The organism is Acidovorax sp. GW835-FHT14G06 (genome assembly GCF_058793595.1).
In genome coordinates this window covers 1-18780 of record NZ_JBXAGA010000009.1, presented here as the reverse complement: position 1 = coordinate 18780, position 18780 = coordinate 1, and the positions used below count along the sequence as shown (strand labels likewise).

16 protein-coding genes are annotated in these 18780 nt (G+C 65.4%); 9 read left to right on the top strand and 7 right to left on the bottom strand.

Going from position 1 to position 18780, the window contains the following annotated elements; all coding sequences use genetic code 11:
* Positions 1-34 precede the first annotated feature (34 nt).
* Entirely contained in the window at positions 35-691 is a 657-nt protein-coding gene (locus AC1Q64_RS16575) for an SPOR domain-containing protein (protein ID WP_291432749.1), read from the bottom strand.
* A 15-nt stretch (positions 692-706) separates the two neighbouring features.
* Positions 707-2416, bottom strand: a complete 1710-nt coding sequence (argS, locus tag AC1Q64_RS16570; protein ID WP_492252099.1) for an arginine--tRNA ligase — start codon at positions 2414-2416, stop codon at positions 707-709.
* Positions 2417-2526: 110 nt separating this feature from the next.
* Here argS and AC1Q64_RS16565 point away from each other — a divergent pair, with 110 nt between their 5' ends.
* Positions 2527-3048: a hypothetical protein gene (locus tag AC1Q64_RS16565; protein ID WP_291432747.1), complete on the top strand. Its 522-nt coding sequence runs from the start codon at positions 2527-2529 to the stop codon at positions 3046-3048.
* Positions 3049-3180: 132 nt separating this feature from the next.
* Complete coding sequence (locus AC1Q64_RS16560) at positions 3181-3474, top strand: PsiF family protein (RefSeq protein ID WP_291432746.1); 294 nt, start codon at positions 3181-3183, stop codon at positions 3472-3474.
* A gap of 93 nt (positions 3475-3567) precedes the next feature.
* On the opposite strand, the gene AC1Q64_RS16555 is transcribed toward AC1Q64_RS16560, so the two are convergent.
* Positions 3568-4014, bottom strand: a complete 447-nt coding sequence (locus AC1Q64_RS16555) for a DUF2214 family protein (protein ID WP_492252098.1) — start codon at positions 4012-4014, stop codon at positions 3568-3570.
* 172 nt (positions 4015-4186) lie between these two features.
* Complete coding sequence (locus AC1Q64_RS16550; protein ID WP_056747783.1) at positions 4187-5557, bottom strand: dicarboxylate/amino acid:cation symporter; 1371 nt, start codon at positions 5555-5557, stop codon at positions 4187-4189.
* A gap of 242 nt (positions 5558-5799) precedes the next feature.
* Between AC1Q64_RS16550 and AC1Q64_RS16545 the strand changes: the two genes are divergently transcribed.
* Entirely contained in the window at positions 5800-8481 is a 2682-nt protein-coding gene (locus tag AC1Q64_RS16545; RefSeq protein ID WP_492252097.1) for a hybrid sensor histidine kinase/response regulator, read from the top strand.
* Positions 8482-9058: 577 nt separating this feature from the next.
* The gene (locus AC1Q64_RS16540) at positions 9059-9382 is read left to right on the top strand and encodes a hypothetical protein (protein ID WP_492252096.1); all 324 of its coding nucleotides are present in this window, start codon (positions 9059-9061) and stop codon (positions 9380-9382) included.
* A 54-nt stretch (positions 9383-9436) separates the two neighbouring features.
* On the opposite strand, the gene AC1Q64_RS16535 is transcribed toward AC1Q64_RS16540, so the two are convergent.
* The 3 genes from AC1Q64_RS16535 to AC1Q64_RS16525 form a co-directional block, all read right to left on the bottom strand.
* On the bottom strand, positions 9437-10078 hold the full coding sequence (locus AC1Q64_RS16535; RefSeq protein WP_492252095.1) for a LuxR C-terminal-related transcriptional regulator: 642 nt from the start codon (positions 10076-10078) through the stop codon (positions 9437-9439).
* 30 nt (positions 10079-10108) lie between these two features.
* Positions 10109-11044 carry a LysR family transcriptional regulator gene (locus tag AC1Q64_RS16530; protein WP_492252094.1) on the bottom strand — a complete coding sequence of 312 codons (936 nt, stop codon included), beginning with the start codon at positions 11042-11044 and terminating at the stop codon, positions 10109-10111.
* Between the two features lie 151 nt (positions 11045-11195).
* Positions 11196-13121 carry an acyl CoA:acetate/3-ketoacid CoA transferase gene (locus AC1Q64_RS16525; RefSeq protein ID WP_121941242.1) on the bottom strand — a complete coding sequence of 642 codons (1926 nt, stop codon included), beginning with the start codon at positions 13119-13121 and terminating at the stop codon, positions 11196-11198.
* 230 nt (positions 13122-13351) lie between these two features.
* On the opposite strand from AC1Q64_RS16525, the gene AC1Q64_RS16520 reads away from it, so the two are divergent.
* The 5 genes from AC1Q64_RS16520 (at position 13352) to AC1Q64_RS16500 (ending at position 18624) form a co-directional block, all read left to right on the top strand.
* Positions 13352-15562, top strand: coding sequence for a malate synthase G (locus AC1Q64_RS16520; protein WP_492252093.1), 2211 nt, complete (start codon positions 13352-13354; stop codon positions 15560-15562).
* 202 nt (positions 15563-15764) lie between these two features.
* The gene (locus tag AC1Q64_RS16515) at positions 15765-16016 is read left to right on the top strand and encodes a cysteine-rich CWC family protein (protein WP_492252092.1); all 252 of its coding nucleotides are present in this window, start codon (positions 15765-15767) and stop codon (positions 16014-16016) included.
* A 43-nt stretch (positions 16017-16059) separates the two neighbouring features.
* A complete protein-coding gene (locus tag AC1Q64_RS16510) occupies positions 16060-16251 on the top strand; it encodes a 4-oxalocrotonate tautomerase (protein WP_291438609.1) in 192 nt (63 codons plus the stop codon).
* Positions 16252-16307: 56 nt separating this feature from the next.
* Positions 16308-17765 carry a DHA2 family efflux MFS transporter permease subunit gene (locus AC1Q64_RS16505; RefSeq protein WP_291438607.1) on the top strand — a complete coding sequence of 486 codons (1458 nt, stop codon included), beginning with the start codon at positions 16308-16310 and terminating at the stop codon, positions 17763-17765.
* A gap of 91 nt (positions 17766-17856) precedes the next feature.
* On the top strand, positions 17857-18624 hold the full coding sequence (locus AC1Q64_RS16500) for a class II glutamine amidotransferase (protein ID WP_291438605.1): 768 nt from the start codon (positions 17857-17859) through the stop codon (positions 18622-18624).
* Positions 18625-18780 lie beyond the last annotated feature (156 nt).

Below are 18780 nucleotides of genomic sequence, written 5' to 3'. Positions count from 1 at the left end.
CAGCCCTGGCGTTGACGCCGTTTTGGCAGGCCTGTCAGCGCTGCACGCGCACCAGCGCCGACTCCAGCCCGGCGCCATCGAGCTTTTCCTTGAGCACCTCGGCATCGTCACGCTTGGTGAAGGGGCCGATGCGCACCCGGAAGACCGCACGGCCATTTTGCTCACGCTCGCTCACGCGGGCCTCCCAGCCCAGCATGGCCAGCTTGGCGCGCTGGGCGTCTGCGTCGGCCTGGGTGCGGAAGGCGCCCGCCTGCACGAAGTAGTCAAACGGGTCCACACTGCCCTTGGCCGCTGCCTTGGCCACGGCCAGATCGCCCAGCGGATCGGCGCCTGCCTTGCTCTCGGCCTTGGCGTCGGCTTTGGCCTCTGGCTTGCTCGCTGCAGGCTTGGCCGCTGAGGCGGCAGCGCGCACCTCGGGGGCAGGTGCCGATGCAGGAGACGATGCGGCGGCTGCAACCGGTGGCGCGGCAGGACGTGCCGGATTCTTGCCATACAGCGGCGAGTTCGGATCCCAGTTCTTGTTCTTCTGGGATTCGGCTGCGTCCATGTCTGCCCCCCGACCATTGCCCTTGTTCAGGAAGGGCACCGGCACCTTGGTCACATACACGGCCACGGCCAGCGCCGCGCCCAGGCCCACAATGACCCCGACGATGAAGCCGACAATGGTCCCGCCCGTCTGTTGCTTTTTCATATTGGTAGTAACTGCTTACATTCTGGCTGGGGCCGACACGCCCAGCACGGCCAGGCCATTGTGCAATACCTGGGCGGTGGCGGCGACCAGCGCCAGGCGCGCCTTCTTCACCGCCTCGTCATCCACCAGGATGCGCTCGGCATCGTAATAGCTGTGGTAACTGGCGGCCAGGTCGCGCAGGTAGAACGTCACATCGTGCGGCGCCTCGCCATCTGCGGCGGCGGTCAGCATCTCGGGGTACTTGGCCAGCTGCAGCATCAGCGCCTGGGCCTGAGGGCCCTCCAGCGCGGACAGGTCCACATCCTTGAGCGAAGCCACATCACCACCGCCCGCCTCTTGCCAGGCGCGCAGCACCGACTGGATGCGCGCATGCGCGTACTGCACGTAGTACACCGGGTTGTCGTTGTTCTGGGCCACGGCCAGATCCACGTCGAAGGTGTACTCGGTGTCGGGCTTGCGGCTGAGCAGGAAAAAGCGCACCGCATCCTTGCTGGTCCACTCGATCAGGTCGCGCAGCGTGACGTAGCTGCCCGCACGCTTGCTGATCTTGACCTCTTCGCCGCCCTTGACCACCCGCACCATGGTGTGCAGCACGTAGTCGGGGTAGCCCTGCGGAATGCCCACATCGGCCGCCTGCAGGCCGGCGCGCACGCGGGCGATGGTGCCGTGGTGGTCCGTGCCCTGGATGTTGACGACCTTGGTGAAGCCGCGCTCCCACTTGGCAATGTGGTAGGCCACGTCGGGCACGAAGTAGGTGAACGTGCCGTCCTGCTTGCGCATGACGCGGTCCTTGTCGTCGCCGTAGTCGGTGCTCTTGAGCCACAGCGCGCCGTCTTGCTCATACGTCTTGCCGTTGGCCACGAGCTTGTTCACGGCAGCCTCGACGCGGCCGCTGGTGTACAGGCTCGATTCCAGGTAGTACTCATCAAAGTGCAGGTTGAACGCCTGCAGGTCCTTGTCTTGCTCGTTGCGCAGGTAGGCCACCGCAAACTGGCGGATATTGTCGTAATCCTCCACATCGCCATTGGCCGTGAACTCGCGGTCGTCGGCCTTGACGGTGGCCTTGGCCTTGAAGGCCTCGGCAATGTCGGCGATGTAGTCACCGTTGTAGAAGTTCTTGGCCAGCGGGTTGTCGCTGTCGGTAGGCCAGCAGTCGTCTCCGGGCTTGAAACCCTTGGCGCGCAGCTGCGTGCTCTTGGTCAGAGTGTCGATCTGCACGCCCGCGTCGTTGTAATAGAACTCGCGGTGCACCTTCCAGCCCTGGGTGCTGAACAGGTTGCAGATGGCATCGCCCAGCGCGGCCTGGCGGCCGTGGCCCACGTGCAGCGGGCCCGTGGGGTTGGCCGACACGAACTCGACCAGCACCTGCTGGCCATTGCTGGCCTGGTAACCAAAGCGCTCGCCCGCAGCCAGCACCTCACGCACCACTTCCTGCTTGGCGGCGGGTTGGAGGCGGATGTTCAGAAAGCCAGGGCCCGCGATTTCGATGGCGGACACCCAGCGCTGAAAGGCAGGCGTGGCTTCGAGTGCGGTCTTGAGCTGCTCTCCCAGTGCGCGCGGGTTGAGCTTGAGGGGCTTGGCCAGTTGCATGGCTGCGGTGCAGGCGAAGTCGCCATGGGCCGCCACCTTGGGAGATTCAAATGCCGCCTTGGCGCCAGCGCCGGGGGACAGGTTTTCCAGCTCGGCTGCGAGCGCAGCGAGCAATTCATTTTTGGCTGTGAGCATCGGCGGATTTTACGGGTGCGCCAGCCGCAAGGCGCCGGACCTGCCACCAGAGGCGGTCCCACAGCCAAAGGCACAATGGACAATAGTGCCCATTCCACAGGAGAAAGCGCATGCAGCCTCAGCCCATCATGCTCTACCGGCGCCGCTGGACCTTGGTGTTTCAGGTGCCTTTTACCCTGCTGGTGCTCGCGTGTCTGGCCTTTTCGCTGTATTGGGCGGCTGTATCGAATGACCGGCTGCTCACGATCCTCTGCTTGTGCGCCGCGTTTGTGGCGTTCTGTGTAGGCGGAACCCTGGGCAGGTCCACCCTGGAGGCCTACCGGGTACGAGACCCTGCGGTGGTCATCGACGCCACCGGCATCACCGACCTGCGCCAGGACGACCCGCACACCGTGCCCTGGGAGGCCATGGAACGTGTGCACCTGGACAATTATGAGAACGTGATCCTTGTCAAGCTGCGCCCTGGCCACAAGGACTCTGCGTTGCGCGTGATCTTCAAAGCGCTGCAACGCTGGCAGCAGCGGGGAGATGTGGTGTTTTTCCTGGGAGGCCTGGCCTACGACACCCGGCAGATCCAGACCGCGCTCAAGGCGTTCCATGCAGCCGCAGCGCCCAAACCCCGCACTCTCTGAGAGATCAACGCACCCGGCTCTTGCCGCACGCTGCGTATTGGGTTGTCAGGACTTGTGCGCGTTGTCGCACGCCATGTTCTATGGTGCAATGCCCCCGGGACCCCCCATAACGCATTCACACCAGGAGATTCCATGAAAAAGCTTCTTTCCTTGACTGCACTCGGACTGGCCCTGTCAGTGGGCTTTGGTGCCCACGCCGCCGAAGACGCCAAGGCCCCCACCAAGCAGCAATCGAAGATGGCGACCTGCAACAAGGACGCCGGAGAGATGAAAGGCGACGAGCGCAAGGCGTTCATGAAGACCTGCCTGAGCAACAAGCCCGCCACCCAGCAGGACAAGATGAAAACCTGCAACGCTGATGCCAAGGCCAAGACCCTCAAGGGCGATGAGCGCAAGGCCTTCATGAGCGAGTGCCTGAAGAAGTAAATTCGCGCACAGTGCACCTTCCTCGGTGCGCCCTCAAAAGAAAAGCCCGCCAGCAGCAAGCCTGGCGGGCTTTTTTTTATGGGGTACTTGCACTTACCAGCCGCGCGCCCAGAACACCGCAATCACAGCCACCACGGGCAGCACATGCGACTGGATCATCACCAGGCGGCGCACCCGCGCGACTTCCGTGGCGGGCGGCAGCGCGCCGGTGCTGCGCAGGTTCTGGCGCCAGCGGCGAAACGCGGCCGAAGGCACAAACGACAACAGGACCATGGCCAGCACCAGGGTGATCTTGATGTGAAACAGGGGCTGCGACAGGTACCACGACGCGCCCTTGACGCCCCAGATCAACCGGGCCAGACCACTGCCAATCATCACCGCCCCGGCCACACCGTAGATCACATCCAGCCGGGCCAGCCGCTCGACCACGGCGGCATTGAGCCACTCGATGCGGCACAGCGCCGCCTGGCTGGACAGGAAAACCACAAAGGTCAGGATGGCCAGAAGGTGAAAGGCAGCCAGGAAGGCTTCGAGGGTCATGGTGCGGATTCCTTGTAGCGCCCGAGGCCACTGCGCCGCGCCAAGCGCTCACAGTGCCGTCCGGCAGGGCCACCATTGTGCGCGATGGCGTGGGCTCAACGCGCTCAACGAAAAACGGCTCGGGCCCGAAAGCCCGCGCCGCTGGGAGCGCAGATTCAGCAAGTGCCAACCATCAAGCCACAGTGCGCGCCACCGTGGCCACAGGCACATCCGCCGGCACCACGGGCGCCGACGCCGCTGACACCGCGAGTGGCAGCGGATGGCCATTCATCGCCGCGTCCAGGCGTTCCTGGTCCAGCGCGTTTTCCCAGCGGGAGACAACCACCGTGGCCACGGCGTTGCCGATGAAATTCGTCAGCGAGCGGCATTCGCTCATGAAGCGGTCCACGCCCAGAATCAGCGCCATGCCGGCCACGGGCACTTCGGGCACCACGGCCAGGGTGGCGGCCAGGGTGATGAAGCCCGCGCCCGTCACACCCGCTGCGCCCTTGGAAGACAGCATCGCCACCAGCAACAGCGCCACCTGGTGGCCCAGCGTCAGCTCGGTGTTGGTGGCCTGGGCGATGAACAGCGCGGCCAGCGTCATGTAGATGTTGGTGCCGTCCAGGTTGAACGAGTAGCCCGTGGGCACCACGAGGCCCACCACCGACTTGCTGCAACCGGCCTTTTCCATCTTTTCCATCAGCGACGGCAGGGCCGATTCAGACGAAGACGTGCCCAGCACCAGCATCAGCTCGGCCTTGAGGTAGCGGATCAGCTTGAACACCGAGAAGCCACACAGGCGCGCCACAAAGCCCAGGATCACCACCACAAACAGCAGCGAGGTGATGTAGAACGAACCCACCAGCCAGGCCAGATTGACCAGCGAGCCCAGGCCAAACTTGCCAATGGTGAACGCCATGGCACCAAACGCACCCAGGGGCGCGGCCTTCATCACGATGCCCACCACCTTGAACACAGGCGTCGTCAGCGCGTCCAGAAAGTTCAGCACCGGACGGCCTGCCTCACCCACCATGGCCAGGCCAATGCCAAACAGCACGGCCACCAGCAGCACCTGCAGGATGTTGTCGCCCACGAACGGGCTCACCAGCGTCTTGGGGATGATGTCCATCGCAAAGCCCGTGAGCGTCATCTCGTGCGACTTGGCCACGTAGCCCTTCACAGCCGTCTGGTCCAGGTCGGCCACATTGATGTTCATGCCCGCGCCGGGCTGCACCACGTTGGCCACCACCAGGCCCACCACCAGGGCCAGCGTGGAGAAGAACAGGAAGTACGCCATGGCCTTGCCGAACACGCGGCCCACGGTGGAGAGCTGCGACATGCCAGCGATGCCGGTCACGATGGTCAGGAAGATCACCGGAGCGATGATCATCTTGACCAGCTTGATGAACGCGTCACCCAGCGGCTTGAGCGCCTCGCCGTAGGACGGCTCGAAATGGCCCAGCAGAACGCCCAGGACGATGGCGAACACCACCTGGAAGTACAGTTGCCGGTAAAAAGGCAGCTTCAAGGTCGAGGCTGCGGGAGCGGAATGGTTGTGCATGGAACGGGTCTCCTGGGGTCACGGGTCTGCACCACCGGGGTGCCTCCGGCGCGCGTCAAGGGTGCCGTTTGTACCGCTGCACTTTGTTTCAGCCGATAACCTATTGGTATTAGTCGAGAGCGGCTTCATAGGAGAGCGCGTGCACCAAATCAGGGTAACTACTTAGTCCCCAGCCTGGTGCTGCACACTCCTACCCGCGCCAAAGTGGCCTTGGTGCCGCACAACCCCCCCGCTGGATTCCCATGCCCACGCCCCGCCTTCGCCAGTTCTGGACGCTGCTCATCCTGCTTGCAGGCACGGTGGCCAGCATGTTCGCGGCGGGCCAGTGGGCCTGGCACCGGTCTTTGCTGGACGAAAGCGAGAGCGTGCAGCGCCAGCTGGCCCTGTACGGGCAGACGCTGGCCCAGCGCATCGACCGCTACCGCACCCTGCCCGAGGTGCTGGCCCTGGACGCGCAGTTGCAGAACGCCCTGCGCCGCACCCTGAGCACCGACGAGGTGGCGCAGCTCAACCGCAAGCTGGAGCAGGCCAACGGCGCCAGCCAGTCCTCCACCCTCACCCTGCTCAACCGCGACGGCCTGGCCGTAGCGGCCAGCAACTGGCGCACTGCGACCAGCAACGTGGGCGTGGACTACAGCTTTCGCCCCTATGTGCAGCAGGCGCTGGCCCAGGGCCGCGGCAGCTTCTACGGCATCGGCGTGACCACGGGCGAGCCGGGCTACTTCCTGTCGCAGGCCATTCGCGACGACAGCGACCACATCCTGGGGCTGGTGGCCATCAAGATTGCGCTGCAGGAGCTGGAGCGCGAATGGCTGCAGACGCCCGACATCGTGCTGGCGTCGGACGCGCATGGCGTGGTCTTCCTGGCCAGCCAGGATGCCTGGCGCTACCGGCTGCTGGAGCCGCTGGACGACGAGGAACGCCGCGAGCTGAACGCCACGCGGCAATACTCCGACCAGCCACTGCGCCCGCTCGACGTCCGCGTGGACGACCGCCTGGACAACGGAGGGCGGCTGGTGCGCGTTCAACCGTCCGCCGACATGCCCGCCCCGCCCGGCCGCATGCTGTGGCTGACCCAGCCCTTGCCAGGCACGCCCTGGCAACTGCACCTGGTGCACACCACCCACAGCAGCATTGCCGACAGCCGCTGGGCGGCCGCAGCCGGGGGCGGCGGTTGGCTGGCCCTTTCGCTGCTGGTGCTGTTTGTGCGCCAGCGCCAGCGCCTGGCCCGCCTGCGCCAACGCAGCCGCCAGGAGCTGGAGACCGTGCTGCAACAGCACGCGCAGGAGCTGCGCACCGCGCAGGACGGCATCGTGCAGGCGGCACAGCAGGCCGCGCAACAAACGGACACGGGCTTGAGCCGCAGCCTGGAGCACCTGCCCCAGGGCGTGGTCATCATCGACGCCGACCTGAAGCTGGTGGCGTGGAACTCACGCTACGTGCAGCTGTTCCGCTACCCCGCCGACCTGATGCAAGTGGGCCGCCCCATCGAAGACCTGATGCGCCACAACGCGCGCCGGGGCCTGCTGGGCCCGGGCCCGGTGGAAGAAGCCATCGAACGCCGCCTGGCCCACCTGCGCAGCGGCACGCCCCACCTGCACGAAAGCGCCAAGGAAGACGGCACGGTACTGGAGATCCGGGGCAACCCGCTGCCCGAGGGCGGCTTTGTGACCAGCTACGCCGACATCACCAGCTACAAGAACGCCGCACGCGAGCTGCGATCGCTGGCTGATGCGCTGGAGCAGCGCGTGGCCGACCGCACCCGCGACCTGGACGCCGCACGGCGCGAGGCCGAACAGGCCAACCGGTCCAAGACGCGCTTTGTGGCCGCCGCCGTGCACGACCTGCTGCAGCCCCTGAACGCCGCACGCATGTTCACCTCGCTGCTGCGCAGCCATCTGCCGGGCGACGCCGAGCGCCACGCTGTGGACAGCATCGACGGCGCCTTGGCTGCGCAGGACGCCATCCTCAACAGCCTGCTCGACATCTCGCGCATGGAATCGGGCCAGTTCGATGTGCACATCCATGACGTGGCCCTGGGGCCGCTCTTGCAGGTGCTGGGCCACAACTTTGGCGTGCTGGCCGAAAGCCAGGGCCTGCAACTGCGCTGCGTGCCCACGCGCGCCGTGGTCCGCACCGACGACAACCTGCTGCGCCGCATCCTGCAGAACTTTGTCTCCAACGCCATCCGCTATAGCCGGCGCGGGCGCATCGTGGTGGGCTGCCGCAGGGTGGGCGACCACCTGCGCATCGAGGTGCACGACCAAGGCCCCGGCATCCCCGAGGCACTGCAGCGCGAGATTTTTGAAGAATTCCGCCGCCTGGACGAAGGCCGGGCCGACGACCGGGGCGCAGGCCTGGGCCTGGCCATCGTCGAACGCCTGGGCCGCCTGCTGGGGCACGAGATTGGCCTGCGCTCGCAACTGGGGCGCGGCAGCGTGTTCTGGGTGTGTGTGCCGCTGGGCAACCCCGCCGCCGCGCAGCAGGCTGCGCCCCCCGCTACCACGCAGCAACCCGCCGACGACGCCCCCCTGCAAGGCAGCAGCGCCTGGGTCATTGATGACGACGGCCCTACCTGCGCCGCCACGCAGGCCCTGCTGCAGCGCTGGGGCTGCACGGTGCCACTGGCCGCTGGCGCGCCCGAGGCCCTGGCCGCTGCCCAGCCCGGCCAGGCGCCGCAGCTGGTGCTACTGGACGTGCACCTGGGCGCCGGCCTCCACGGCCCTGAAGTGTTCGCGCAGCTGTGCCAGCGCTGGGGGCAGACGCCTGCCGTGATCCTGGTCACCGCCGAGCGCGATGCCACCCTGCGCCGCCAGGCCGCCGAACGCGGCTGGGGCTTTCTGGCCAAGCCGGTGCGCTCCCCGGCGTTGCGGGCATTGATGAGCCAGACGCTGCTACGACTGGGGGAAAGCAATAGAAAGTAAGCCCTGTCGCGTGCAGACAGGCAAGCCGGCCGGCGGAAACACCAAGACAGCGCCCAAAGCAGCGCAGGCTCTCGTAAAGTAGCTTGCCACCAAAACACCCGAGGTACCGCCCGCGCCACGCAGACACTGCAGGGCGGCCACCCCCCCACACCGAAGCGGAGGACGGAAAGATGAGCGAAGCGATTCTGTATGCGATGGATGCACCGCGTGCCAAAAGCGCAGACGCGGCGGCAGACCTCGTTGAGAAATGGCAGGACAGCAAAAAGGCCCCCACCGCGCGCATTGAGGGCTTCTTTGAGCATCTATTGCAAACTTGGCCGACAGACGGCCCCGGAAGCGCCATTTGGTACGAAGGCTTTGACCACAACCCGCCCACAGGGCCTGTGCTCGCCATGGCGTTCGAGCTGCGCGAGTTCAACACCGACCGGCTGCAGCAGCTGCGTGCAATGGCCCAGGAACATGGCGTGCACATCTTCGACCCGGAAGGCCATGTGCTGTACCTCGCCGATGGCAGCGAAGCTCGGGCGCCGTCGTTGCCCCCCCGGAACCCAGCGCCCCCGTCCAGTGCCCATCTGGCGTGCGCTTTGACGGCGTGTACGAGACGAAGCGGGAGAAGGGCTGGACCTACCTGTGCTTCACGGCCGATGGAAAGATCTTCTGGCAAAGCACCGGGGGCCGCTTCCAGGCCCGCGCTGCGATGGAGAGCTTTGCCACCGGCGACTCCTTCATTGTCAAAGGCACCTACAAACCTGGCGACAACGCGTTCAGCGCACGGCTCAAAGCCTCGTTTGGCGCGTTCAAGATGAACGGCGTGCTGAAGGAGGACGGCTTGCACGTCCATTCGGAGCGCACCAACGGCAGCTACCCGTTCGACTCCGTGTACACGTTCCTTCCGCTGTAGCACGCCATCGATTCGGATCTGCGCCACGCACTTGGCGTAGACACGCCCGGCCGCTCACGCGGTGGACTCTGTCTCCAGGCTCTTCACCAGCACCGCCGCCTGCGTGCGGCTGTAGCACTCCAGCTTTTTCAGGATGGCCGTGACATGCACCTTCACCGTGTTCTCGGCCAGGCCCAGCGCGCTCGCAATCTGTTTGTTCAGCAGGCCATCGGCCAAACACAGCAGCACGCGGAACTGCTGGGGCGTGAGCTGCGCCAGGCGCGCGGCCAGTTCGGCGTCGGCCTCGGAGCGTTCGGCCGCCATGGGCGGGAACCAGCTGCCACCGTCCAGCACGGCCTGGATGGCGTCGCCCATGGCGTCGGCGGGCGCGGACTTGGGGATGAAGCCCGCAGCACCAAACTGCTGGGCGCGGCGGATGACGCGGGGGTGGTCGTTGGACGAGATGATGACCACGGGCAGCTCGGGGTATTCGCCGCGCACATGCAGCAGGGCAGAGAAGCCGCGCGTGCCGGGCATGCTCAGGTCCAGCAACACCAGCTCGACCTCGGGGTGGTCCTGCAGCGCCTGGCCCAGCGTGGCGGCGCTGGCCGCCTCCAGCGTGCGAAACTGCGGCAGCCGCTCGCGCAGCACGTGCAGCACAGCCGCACGGAACAGCGGGTGGTCGTCAGCGACAAGGAGCGTGGGCGCGGTGGACATGGATTGTTGTGCAGTCTGCCACGGGGGCTATCAGCCGCCGGCCTGCGGGCCTTTCCAGAACGCGGGCTGTGCGTACTGGTGCTTGAGGTGTTCGATCCACAGCCGCACCCGCAGCGGCATGTGCTTGCGCTGCGGAAACACCACATAGATGCCGTTGGGCGGCGCCGCAAAATCGTGCAGCACCTCCACCAGGCGCCCGGCGGCGATCTCGGCCTCCACCTCCCAGGTGCTGCGCCAGGCAATGCCGTAGCCCGCCAGGCACCAGTCGTGCAGCACCTGCCCGTCCGAGCAATCGAGCGGGCCGCCAGGCTTGAGGTGGATGACCTCGGTGCCACCGCCTTCGACCGGCATGCGGAACGCCCAGCCCCGTGTTTGCGAGGCCTCGCTCGACAGCGTGAGGCAGTCGTGCTGCACCAGCTCGCTGGGGTGGCGCGGCGTGCCGTAACGCTGCAGGTAGGCGGGCGTGGCCACGCACAGGCGGCGGTTATCGGCTATGCGCACGCTCACCAGCGACGAGTCGGGCAGGTCGCCCACGCGCACGGCGCAGTCATAGCCCTCGCCCGCCAGGTCCACCACGCGGTCGCTGAGGTTGAGCGAGATGGTCACGTCCGGGTGGGCGGTGCGAAAACGTGGCACCAGCGGCGCCACATGGCGGCGGCCAAAGCCGGCCGGTGCGGTGATGCGCAAATGGCCCGTGGCCTTGACGCCCCCTTCGGACACGCTGGCCTCGGCATTGGCCACGTCGGACAACAGGCGCTGGCAGTCTTCCAGAAACGCACTGCCCTCGTGCGTGAGGCTGATGCGGCGTGTGGTGCGCACCAGCAGCTTCACGCCCAGGTGTTCTTCCAGCGCATCGAGCCGCCGCCCCATGATGGCTGGGGCCACGCCCTCGGCCTTGGCCGCAGCGGTGAGGCTGCCGCGTGTTGCCACCGACACAAACGATTCGAAGGCCTTGAGTTTGTCCATGGGCGCTGATTATGGGGATAAAGCGGCGAAGGGCCTGGTGACGGACTTGGGCACGGCCTGTGATCGGTTTTGAAGCAAAACAGGCCGAATGCGCTGGTGCAACATGCCTGAGCAGCTACACAAATGATAGTGAACCAGGATCACCCCCACTTCACACCAGGCGCGACTTGAGGAACCCCACGGTGCCATAGCGCTTGACCTCGGTGTAAAGGTCGCGCGTGAGGCCCTGCACCATGGCGGTGTAGGCGTCGGCCAGGTCGGGGGCGATGGTGAAGTGGTCGTAGTTCACGATCACGCCCACGCGCTCGCCCTGTGCGGCGAGCGGGGCGAGCAGGCGGCGCACCTCCTGCTCGATGGCGTCAATGGTGCTGGCGGTGTTGATCTGCAGGCCCGAGAAGTCGATGTGCAGCAGCTGGCGCGCGGCGTCCAGCTCAAAGCGCTGCACCAGCGGGCGGTTGAGCAGCTGCTCGCGCAGGCCCAGCGGGCCGGGCTCGAACAGGCGCAGGTCCATGGTCTGCAGGCCGGGGCTGATGCGCGGCGTGAATGCCATGTGGGCCAGCACGTCGCGGTGCAGGTCGATGCCGGGCGCCAGCTCGATGAGTTCCAGCGCACCGCCGCCATCCGCCTCGCCCGAGGGCACCAGGCGGAACACGCAGCGCTCGGTCACATACAACACGCGCTGGCCGCGCCGCAGGGCTTCGGCGCCGCTGAAGGTGCGGTGCTCGACCTCGCGCACCAGCTTGCGCGCGCCGCCTTCGTGCAGGATGTGCAGGTGGCCGTCCACCGCCTCCACCTGCAGCGCGCCGGCCGTGAAGGTGCCGACAAACACCACGGTCTTGGCGTTCTGGCTGATGTTGATGAAGCCGCCCGCACCCGCCAGGCGCGGCCCGAACTTGCTCACGTTGAGGTTGCCGTGCTGGTCGGCCTGCGCCAGGCCCAGGATGGCGATGTCGAGGCCACCGCCGTCGTAGAAGTCGAACTGGTTGGGCTGGTCGATGATGGCCTGCGGGTTCACGGCCGCGCCAAAGTTCAGCCCGCCGGCGGGGATGCCGCCGATCACGCCGGGCTCGGCCGTGAGCGTGACCAGGTCGATGATGCGCTCTTCGGCCGCCACGTTGGCCACACCCTCGGGCATGCCGATGCCCAGGTTGACCACCTGGTGCGGGCGCAGCTCCAGTGCCGCGCGGCGGGCGATGATCTTGCGCTCGGTGAGCGGCATGGCCTCCAGCGTGTCCATGGGCACACGCAGCTCGCCCGCAAACGCTGCGCTGTAGGGCTCGGCAAAGGTCTGGTGGTGGTGCGCGGGCTCGGTGGCCAGCACCACGGCGTCCACCAGCACGCCGGGCACCTTCACCTGCCGGGGGTTGAGCGTGCCGCGCTCGGCGATGCGCTCGACCTGCGCGATGACCACGCCGCCCGAGTTGCGCGCGGCCATGGCAATCGCCAGCGCTTCGAGCGTGAGCGCCTCGCGCTCCATGGTGAGGTTGCCGTCCGCGTCGGCCGTGGTGGCGCGGATGATGCCCACGTGTATCGGAAAGGCTTTGTAGAACAGGTAGTCCTGCCCGTCGATGGGCAGGATGCGCACCAGGTCTTCGGTGGTGCGCGCATTGAGCTTGCCGCCGCCGTGGCGCGGATCCACAAAGGTGTCCAGGCCCACGCGCGTGAGCGTGCCGGGCTTGCCTGCAGCGATGTCGCGAAACAAATGCGTGATCACGCCCTGGGGCAGGTTCCAGGCCTCGATCTGGTTGTCCACCGCCAGCTTCTGGATGCGCGGCACCAGGCTCCAGTGCCCGCCGATCACGCGCTTGAGCAGGCCCGCATGGCCCAGGTGGTTGAGGCCGCGCTGTTTGCCGTCGCCCTGGCCTGCGGCGTAGACCAGCGTGAGGTCGCGCGGGGTTTGGGTCGTTTCCCAGCGCTGGGCCAGCGCCACGGCAATGCTCTCGGCAAAGCCGATGCCCACAAAGCCGCCCGTGGCCACGGTGTCGCCGTCGTGGATGAGCTGCACGGCATCGGCGGCGCTCACGATCTTGTTCTTGTGGGCCGCGTTGAGCGCGCTGGCGTCCAGGGGTGCCTGCATGGGTTTGTCTCCCGGTGGGTTTGTTGTGGGCGCAGCGTAGTGGGTAACGGGCGAAAGCACCATTCAGGGTGACTACGGACTGTCACCAGTTTTGCGTAAAAGTCACTGGTTTAGAGATTTTCAGCGTATTTATGTGGGCAAACATTTGCAATACAGTCTGTCCATGGCCTGCTGTTGCGGGCACCGTTTTTCATTGATCTCCGTTTTCACCACTCTTCTTGAGGCACCCCATGACCGACCGCACCCAAGTCCACGGCCTGCAAGTGGCCACCTCCCTGTACCGCTTTGTCGAAGACAAGGTGCTGCCCGGCACGGGTGTCGATGCCGCTGCCTTCTGGAAGGGCTTTGACGCCATCGTGTCCGACCTGGCCCCGCGCAACATCGCCTTGCTGGCCGAGCGCGACCGCCTGCAGACCGAGCTGGACACCTGGCATAAAGCCAACCCCGGCCCCATCCAGGACATGGTGGCCTACCGCAGCTTTCTTGAAAAGATCGGCTACCTGGTGCCCCAGCCTGCCGATGTGAAGGCCACCACCGCCAATGTGGACGACGAGCTGGCCACGCAGGCCGGCCCGCAGCTGGTGGTGCCCATCCTGAACGCCCGCTATGCGCTCAACGCCGCCAACGCGCGCTGGGGCAGCCTGTATGACGCGCTGTATGGCACGGACGCCATCAGCGAAGAAGGCGGCGCCGAGAAGGGCAAGGGCTATAACCCGGTGCGCGGCGCCAAGGTGATTGCGTTTGCGCGCCAGGTGCTGGATGACACGGCGCCTTTGGCTGCAGGCTCGCACAAGAATTCGACCGGCTATCGTGTGGAAGGCGGCCAGCTGGTTGTGTCGTTTGCCAACGGCACCACCACGGGTCTGAAGGACGCCTCGCAGTTCAAGGGCTACCAAGGCAACGCCGCCGCGCCTTCGTCTGTGCTGCTGCAGCACAACGGCCTGCACCTGGACATCCAGATCGACCGCAGCACCCCCATCGGCCAATCCGACGCGGCGGGCGTGAGCGACCTGGTGCTGGAAGCGGCCCTCTCCACCATCCTGGACCTGGAAGACTCCGTGGCTGCCGTGGACGCCGAAGACAAAGTGCTGGGCTACAGCAACTGGCTGGGCATCATCCAGGCCACGCTGACCGAGCAGGTCGCCAAGGGCGGCAAGACCTTCACGCGCGGCCTGAATGCCGACCGCGTCTACACGGGCCCGGCCGGCGGCGAAGTGCGCCTGCATGGCCGCTCGCTGATGTTCCTGCGCAATGTGGGCCACCTGATGACCAACCCGGCCATCCTGTGGACCGACGTGCAGGGCCAGGTGCGCGAGATTCCAGAAGGCATCATGGATGCGGTGGTGACCACGGCGATTGCGCTGCACGACCTGCAAGGCCATGGCGCCAACGGCATCCGCAACTCCCGCAAGGGCAGCGTCTACATCGTCAAGCCCAAGATGCACGGCCCCGCCGAGGTGGGCTTTGCTGCCGAACTGTTCGGCCGCGTCGAAAAGCTGCTGGGCTTGCCCGACAGCACCGTCAAGCTGGGCATCATGGACGAGGAGCGCCGCACGTCCGTCAACCTCAAGGCCTGCATTGCCGCTGCATCGACCCGCGTGGCGTTCATCAACACCGGCTTCCTCGACCGCACGGGCGACGAGATGCACACCGCCATGCACGCCGGCCCCATGGTGCGCAAGGGCGACATGAAGACCAGCGCCTGGATCCAGTCGTACGAGAAGAACAACGTGCTGGTGGGCCTGAGCTGTGGCCTGCGCGGCAAGGCGCAGATCGGCAAGGGTATGTGGGCCATGCCCGACCTTATGGCCGAGATGCTCAAGCAGAAGATCGCCCACCCCAAGGCTGGCGCCAACACCGCCTGGGTGCCCAGCCCCACGGGCGCCACGCTGCACGCGCTGCACTACCACCAGGTGAAGGTCAGCGACATCCAGATCGAGCTGGAAAAAACCGATGTGAACGCAGAACGCGACAACCTGCTGACCGGCCTGCTCACCGTGCCCGTGGCCTCCGCTCCCAACTGGAGCGACGCCGAGAAACAGCAGGAGCTGGACAACAACGCACAGGGCATTCTGGGCTACGTGGTGCGCTGGGTGGACCAGGGCGTGGGCTGCTCCAAGGTGCCTGACATCCACAACGTGGGCCTGATGGAAGACCGCGCCACGCTGCGCATCAGCAGCCAGCACATGGCCAACTGGCTGCACCATGGTGTGGTGACCGAAGCCCAGGTGCGCGAGACCTTCGAGCGCATGGCCGCCGTGGTGGACCAGCAAAATGCGGGTGACCCGCTGTACCAGCCCATGGCCGGACACTTTGCCACCAGCATGGCCTACAAGGCAGCGTGTGACCTGGTCTTCAAGGGCATGGAGCAGCCCAGCGGCTACACCGAGCCACTGCTGCACGCCTGGCGCCTGAAGCTGAAGGCAGCGCAAGCGGCCTGATTCCCGACTGCAGGCAGTGCCATATTCATGGCGCTGCCCGCTCTACTTTTGATAGCTGCTAGCGCAATCAACATTTGCACTAGCAGCTATTTTTCTTTCAGGCAGTACTCCGGCTCACCTTGTTCAGTTGTGTGAGAGGCGGCGACCGCGTTTGGGGCAAGCTGCGCCGTACACTGGCACCGACGCCCACGCGTTCACTCCTATGCCTGCAGCACCACCTACCCACCCCGTTCCGTCTGTCTGCCCGCTGTGCGGGCAGCACAACCAGTGCGCTATCGCGGCGGGTCTCCCAGCAGAAAGCTGCTGGTGCATGACGCAGACCATCGACCCTGCGGCCTTGGCCGCTTTGCCGCAGGAGGCACGCGGCAAGGTCTGCATCTGCGCGGCTTGCGGCGCGCCGGCGCCAGACGCACAGCAACACTCCGCCGCAGGCCACCCGCCTTCGCCGATATGATTTGGGCTTTTCGCTGTCTTCACAGCGCGCGAAGGAGTTGGACATGCCCACGTACCACATCGAAATGATGGAAGGCCGCACGGTCGAACAAAAGAAGAAGCTGGTGGAAGAGATCACCCGCGTGTCCGTCGAGATTCTGGGAGGCTCGCCCGAGTCGGTGGACATCCTGATCACCGACATCAAGCGCGAGAACTGGGCCACGGGCGGCAAGTTGTGGCTGGAGCGCACTTCCTGATCGCTGCGTCCCGCCGTCATTGACCCCGTTGCCCCGCCTCAGCATTTGATCGTTTCATGAGCACTTCCTCGGGGTCTTTGTCGGTATTGCGCGAGCGCTATGGTGAGCGCTACCGATGGCTGCTATTGCTGTCCGTCATGGTGGGGACCATGGCCTCCATCATGTCCTCCACCATCGTGAACGTGGCGATACCGGACATGAGCCACTACTTCTCGCTGGGTCAGGAGCGCGCCCAGTGGGTCACGTCAGGCTTCATGGTGGCCACCACCGTGTCCATGCTCACCACCCCCTGGCTGTTGTCGCGGTACGGTTACCGTTCGACCTATGTGGGCGCGATGTTGCTGCTGCTCATTGGCGGAGTGGGGGGCGGCCTGGCGCGCGACTTCGGTCTGGTGCTCGCAGCACGCGTCGCCGAGGGGCTGGCTGCGGGTGTGGTGCAGCCCATCCCGGCCGTCATCATCCTGTACGCGTTTCAGCCCCATGAGCAAGGGCGCGCCAGCGGCATCTTCGGCATGGGCGTCGTGCTGGCCCCGGCCATCGGCCCGAGCATGGGGGGATTGCTCGTGGACTGGTTTGGGTGGCGCTCCATATTCTTCATGGTGGTGCCCCTGTGCCTGGCCTCGATCTGGTTGGCGTACAAGTTTGTGCCAGTCACAGCCCCGGGGGGCGTGGAGGCCAATCGCCAGGGCCAGGCTCTGGACTGGCGCGGCCTGTTATTGGGCACCGTGGGCACGCTGTGTCTGCTCAACGGCCTGGTGTCGCTGCATGGCGGTTCTGTGGTTGAGGCGGTGGGCCTGCTGATAAGTGCTGCAGTGGCTGTCGCGTGTTTTATTGTCTGGCAGCGCAGGCTGCTTCGCACCGGGCGCAAGCCGCTGATGGACCTGCGCCTCTTTCAGTACCGCCAGTTCGCCATGGGCAGTGTGGTGGCGTTCATCTACGGCACGGCCTTGTTCGGCTCTACCTACCTGTTGCCGGTGTTCATGCAACTGGGGCTAGAGCTGTCGGCATCCCATGTGGGCACCCTCATGCTGCCTGCCGGTTTTGTCTTGGCAGCCACCATTGCAGTGGTGGGCCGGCTGGCGGACCGGCAGCCGACCCATTTTCTGGTCAGCATCGGGCTCGGTTTGCTGGCCCTGTCTTTTGGACTGATGGTGTTTGTGGGACTCGGCTCGTCGCTGTGGATGCTGGTCGCTTTTGCGATCTTGGGGCGCATCGGACTCGGCTTCATTCTGCCTTCGCTGAATCTGGGTTCCATGCGCCCGCTGGACAAATCGCTGATTTCGCAGGGCTCCAGCGCCATCGGTTTCTTGCGCATGCTGGGCGGTGCGGCAGGTGTCAGTTTGTGCGGTATCGTGCTCGAGTGGCGGCTGGGCGCACATGGCGCCTCGCTGACCGCCGGAGCGAGTAACCCTGCCCGCATTGCAGCGTTCGGCGAGACTTTTCTGATGCTGACTTTTCTTTGTGTGCTGGCGCTGGTGGCAGCATGGCAGCTGCGCGAGGTACGGTCTAACTGACAGCACGCCCACGTTATCCTGATGCTTGTTTGCAAGGGCGGCCAGTGCCTCTCCAAGCGTTGTACGAAATCGAAGAAACGGAATCTCCGCCATGTGCCAGCTCCTCGGCATGAACTGCAATGTCCCCACCGATGTCACCTTCAGCTTCACGGGGTTTGCGCAACGCGGTGGTAAAACCGACCACCATACCGATGGCTGGGGTATAGCGTTCTTCGAAGACAAGGGGCTGCGGCATTTTGTGGACCATCTGGCGGCGGTGGAGTCTCCTGTGGCTGAGCTGATTCGCCGCTACCCCATCAAGAGCCAAAATGTCATCGCCCATATCCGCAAGGCCACCCAGGGCGTTGTGAGCCTTCAAAACTGCCATCCGTTCGTGCGTGAGCTGTGGGGTCGTTACTGGGTATTTGCCCACAACGGAGATCTGAAAGACTTTCGCCCACGCCTGCATGCGCATTTTCGCCCCGTGGGCGATACCGATAGCGAGCATGCGTTTTGCTGGATCATGCAGGAACTGGCCAAGTCGCACGCCAGCGTGCCCTCCGTTCCAGAACTGACGTTGACGCTCAAGGAACTCGCTGCACGCATAGCGCCCCATGGCACGTTCAATTTCCTGCTCTCCAACGGCCAGGCGTTGTGGTCGCACGCCTCCACAAACCTTCACTACATAGAACGCCGCCACCCATTTGGCGCAGCGCAACTGAGCGACGAAGACCTGCAGCTGGATTTTTCGAAGGAAACCGGCGAGCATGATCAGGTGGCAGTGATCGTGACCACCCCCCTCACGACCAACGAAGCGTGGACAGCCTTCGGCAAGGGCGAACTGCTGGTGTTCGAGCAAGGTCGGCGGCTGCCTATCTGACGTATGCAATGCCTCATCGCGGGGCGTGGCAAGCGATGGCTTGACCAATGGCGTCGCTTCATTCAAACCCGATCCGACGTGATCCTGTGTGATCAGTTGCTCGTCGCGTCGCGGTGCGCTGAAGCTACTCACACGGCGTGACTTGAGATGGTGCGC

Bases quoted from the DNA above. Each gene is read 5' to 3' on its own strand.
- argS (WP_492252099.1), bottom strand. From the start codon at position 2,416: ATGCTCACAGCCAAAAATGAATTGCTCGCTGCGCTCGCAGCCGAGCTG.
- AC1Q64_RS16545 (WP_492252097.1), top strand. From the start codon at position 5,800: ATGCCCACGCCCCGCCTTCGCCAGTTCTGGACGCTGCTCATCCTGCTT.
- AC1Q64_RS16520 (WP_492252093.1), top strand. From the start codon at position 13,352: ATGACCGACCGCACCCAAGTCCACGGCCTGCAAGTGGCCACCTCCCTG.
- AC1Q64_RS16530 (WP_492252094.1), bottom strand. From the start codon at position 11,044: ATGGACAAACTCAAGGCCTTCGAATCGTTTGTGTCGGTGGCAACACGC.
- AC1Q64_RS16505 (WP_291438607.1), top strand. From the start codon at position 16,308: ATGAGCACTTCCTCGGGGTCTTTGTCGGTATTGCGCGAGCGCTATGGT.
- AC1Q64_RS16525 (WP_121941242.1), bottom strand. From the start codon at position 13,121: ATGCAGGCACCCCTGGACGCCAGCGCGCTCAACGCGGCCCACAAGAAC.
- AC1Q64_RS16575 (WP_291432749.1), bottom strand. From the start codon at position 691: ATGAAAAAGCAACAGACGGGCGGGACCATTGTCGGCTTCATCGTCGGG.
- AC1Q64_RS16565 (WP_291432747.1), top strand. From the start codon at position 2,527: ATGCAGCCTCAGCCCATCATGCTCTACCGGCGCCGCTGGACCTTGGTG.
- AC1Q64_RS16560 (WP_291432746.1), top strand. From the start codon at position 3,181: ATGAAAAAGCTTCTTTCCTTGACTGCACTCGGACTGGCCCTGTCAGTG.
- AC1Q64_RS16510 (WP_291438609.1), top strand. From the start codon at position 16,060: ATGCCCACGTACCACATCGAAATGATGGAAGGCCGCACGGTCGAACAA.
- AC1Q64_RS16515 (WP_492252092.1), top strand. From the start codon at position 15,765: ATGCCTGCAGCACCACCTACCCACCCCGTTCCGTCTGTCTGCCCGCTG.
- AC1Q64_RS16555 (WP_492252098.1), bottom strand. From the start codon at position 4,014: ATGACCCTCGAAGCCTTCCTGGCTGCCTTTCACCTTCTGGCCATCCTG.
- AC1Q64_RS16500 (WP_291438605.1), top strand. From the start codon at position 17,857: ATGTGCCAGCTCCTCGGCATGAACTGCAATGTCCCCACCGATGTCACC.
- AC1Q64_RS16550 (WP_056747783.1), bottom strand. From the start codon at position 5,557: ATGCACAACCATTCCGCTCCCGCAGCCTCGACCTTGAAGCTGCCTTTT.
- AC1Q64_RS16535 (WP_492252095.1), bottom strand. From the start codon at position 10,078: ATGTCCACCGCGCCCACGCTCCTTGTCGCTGACGACCACCCGCTGTTC.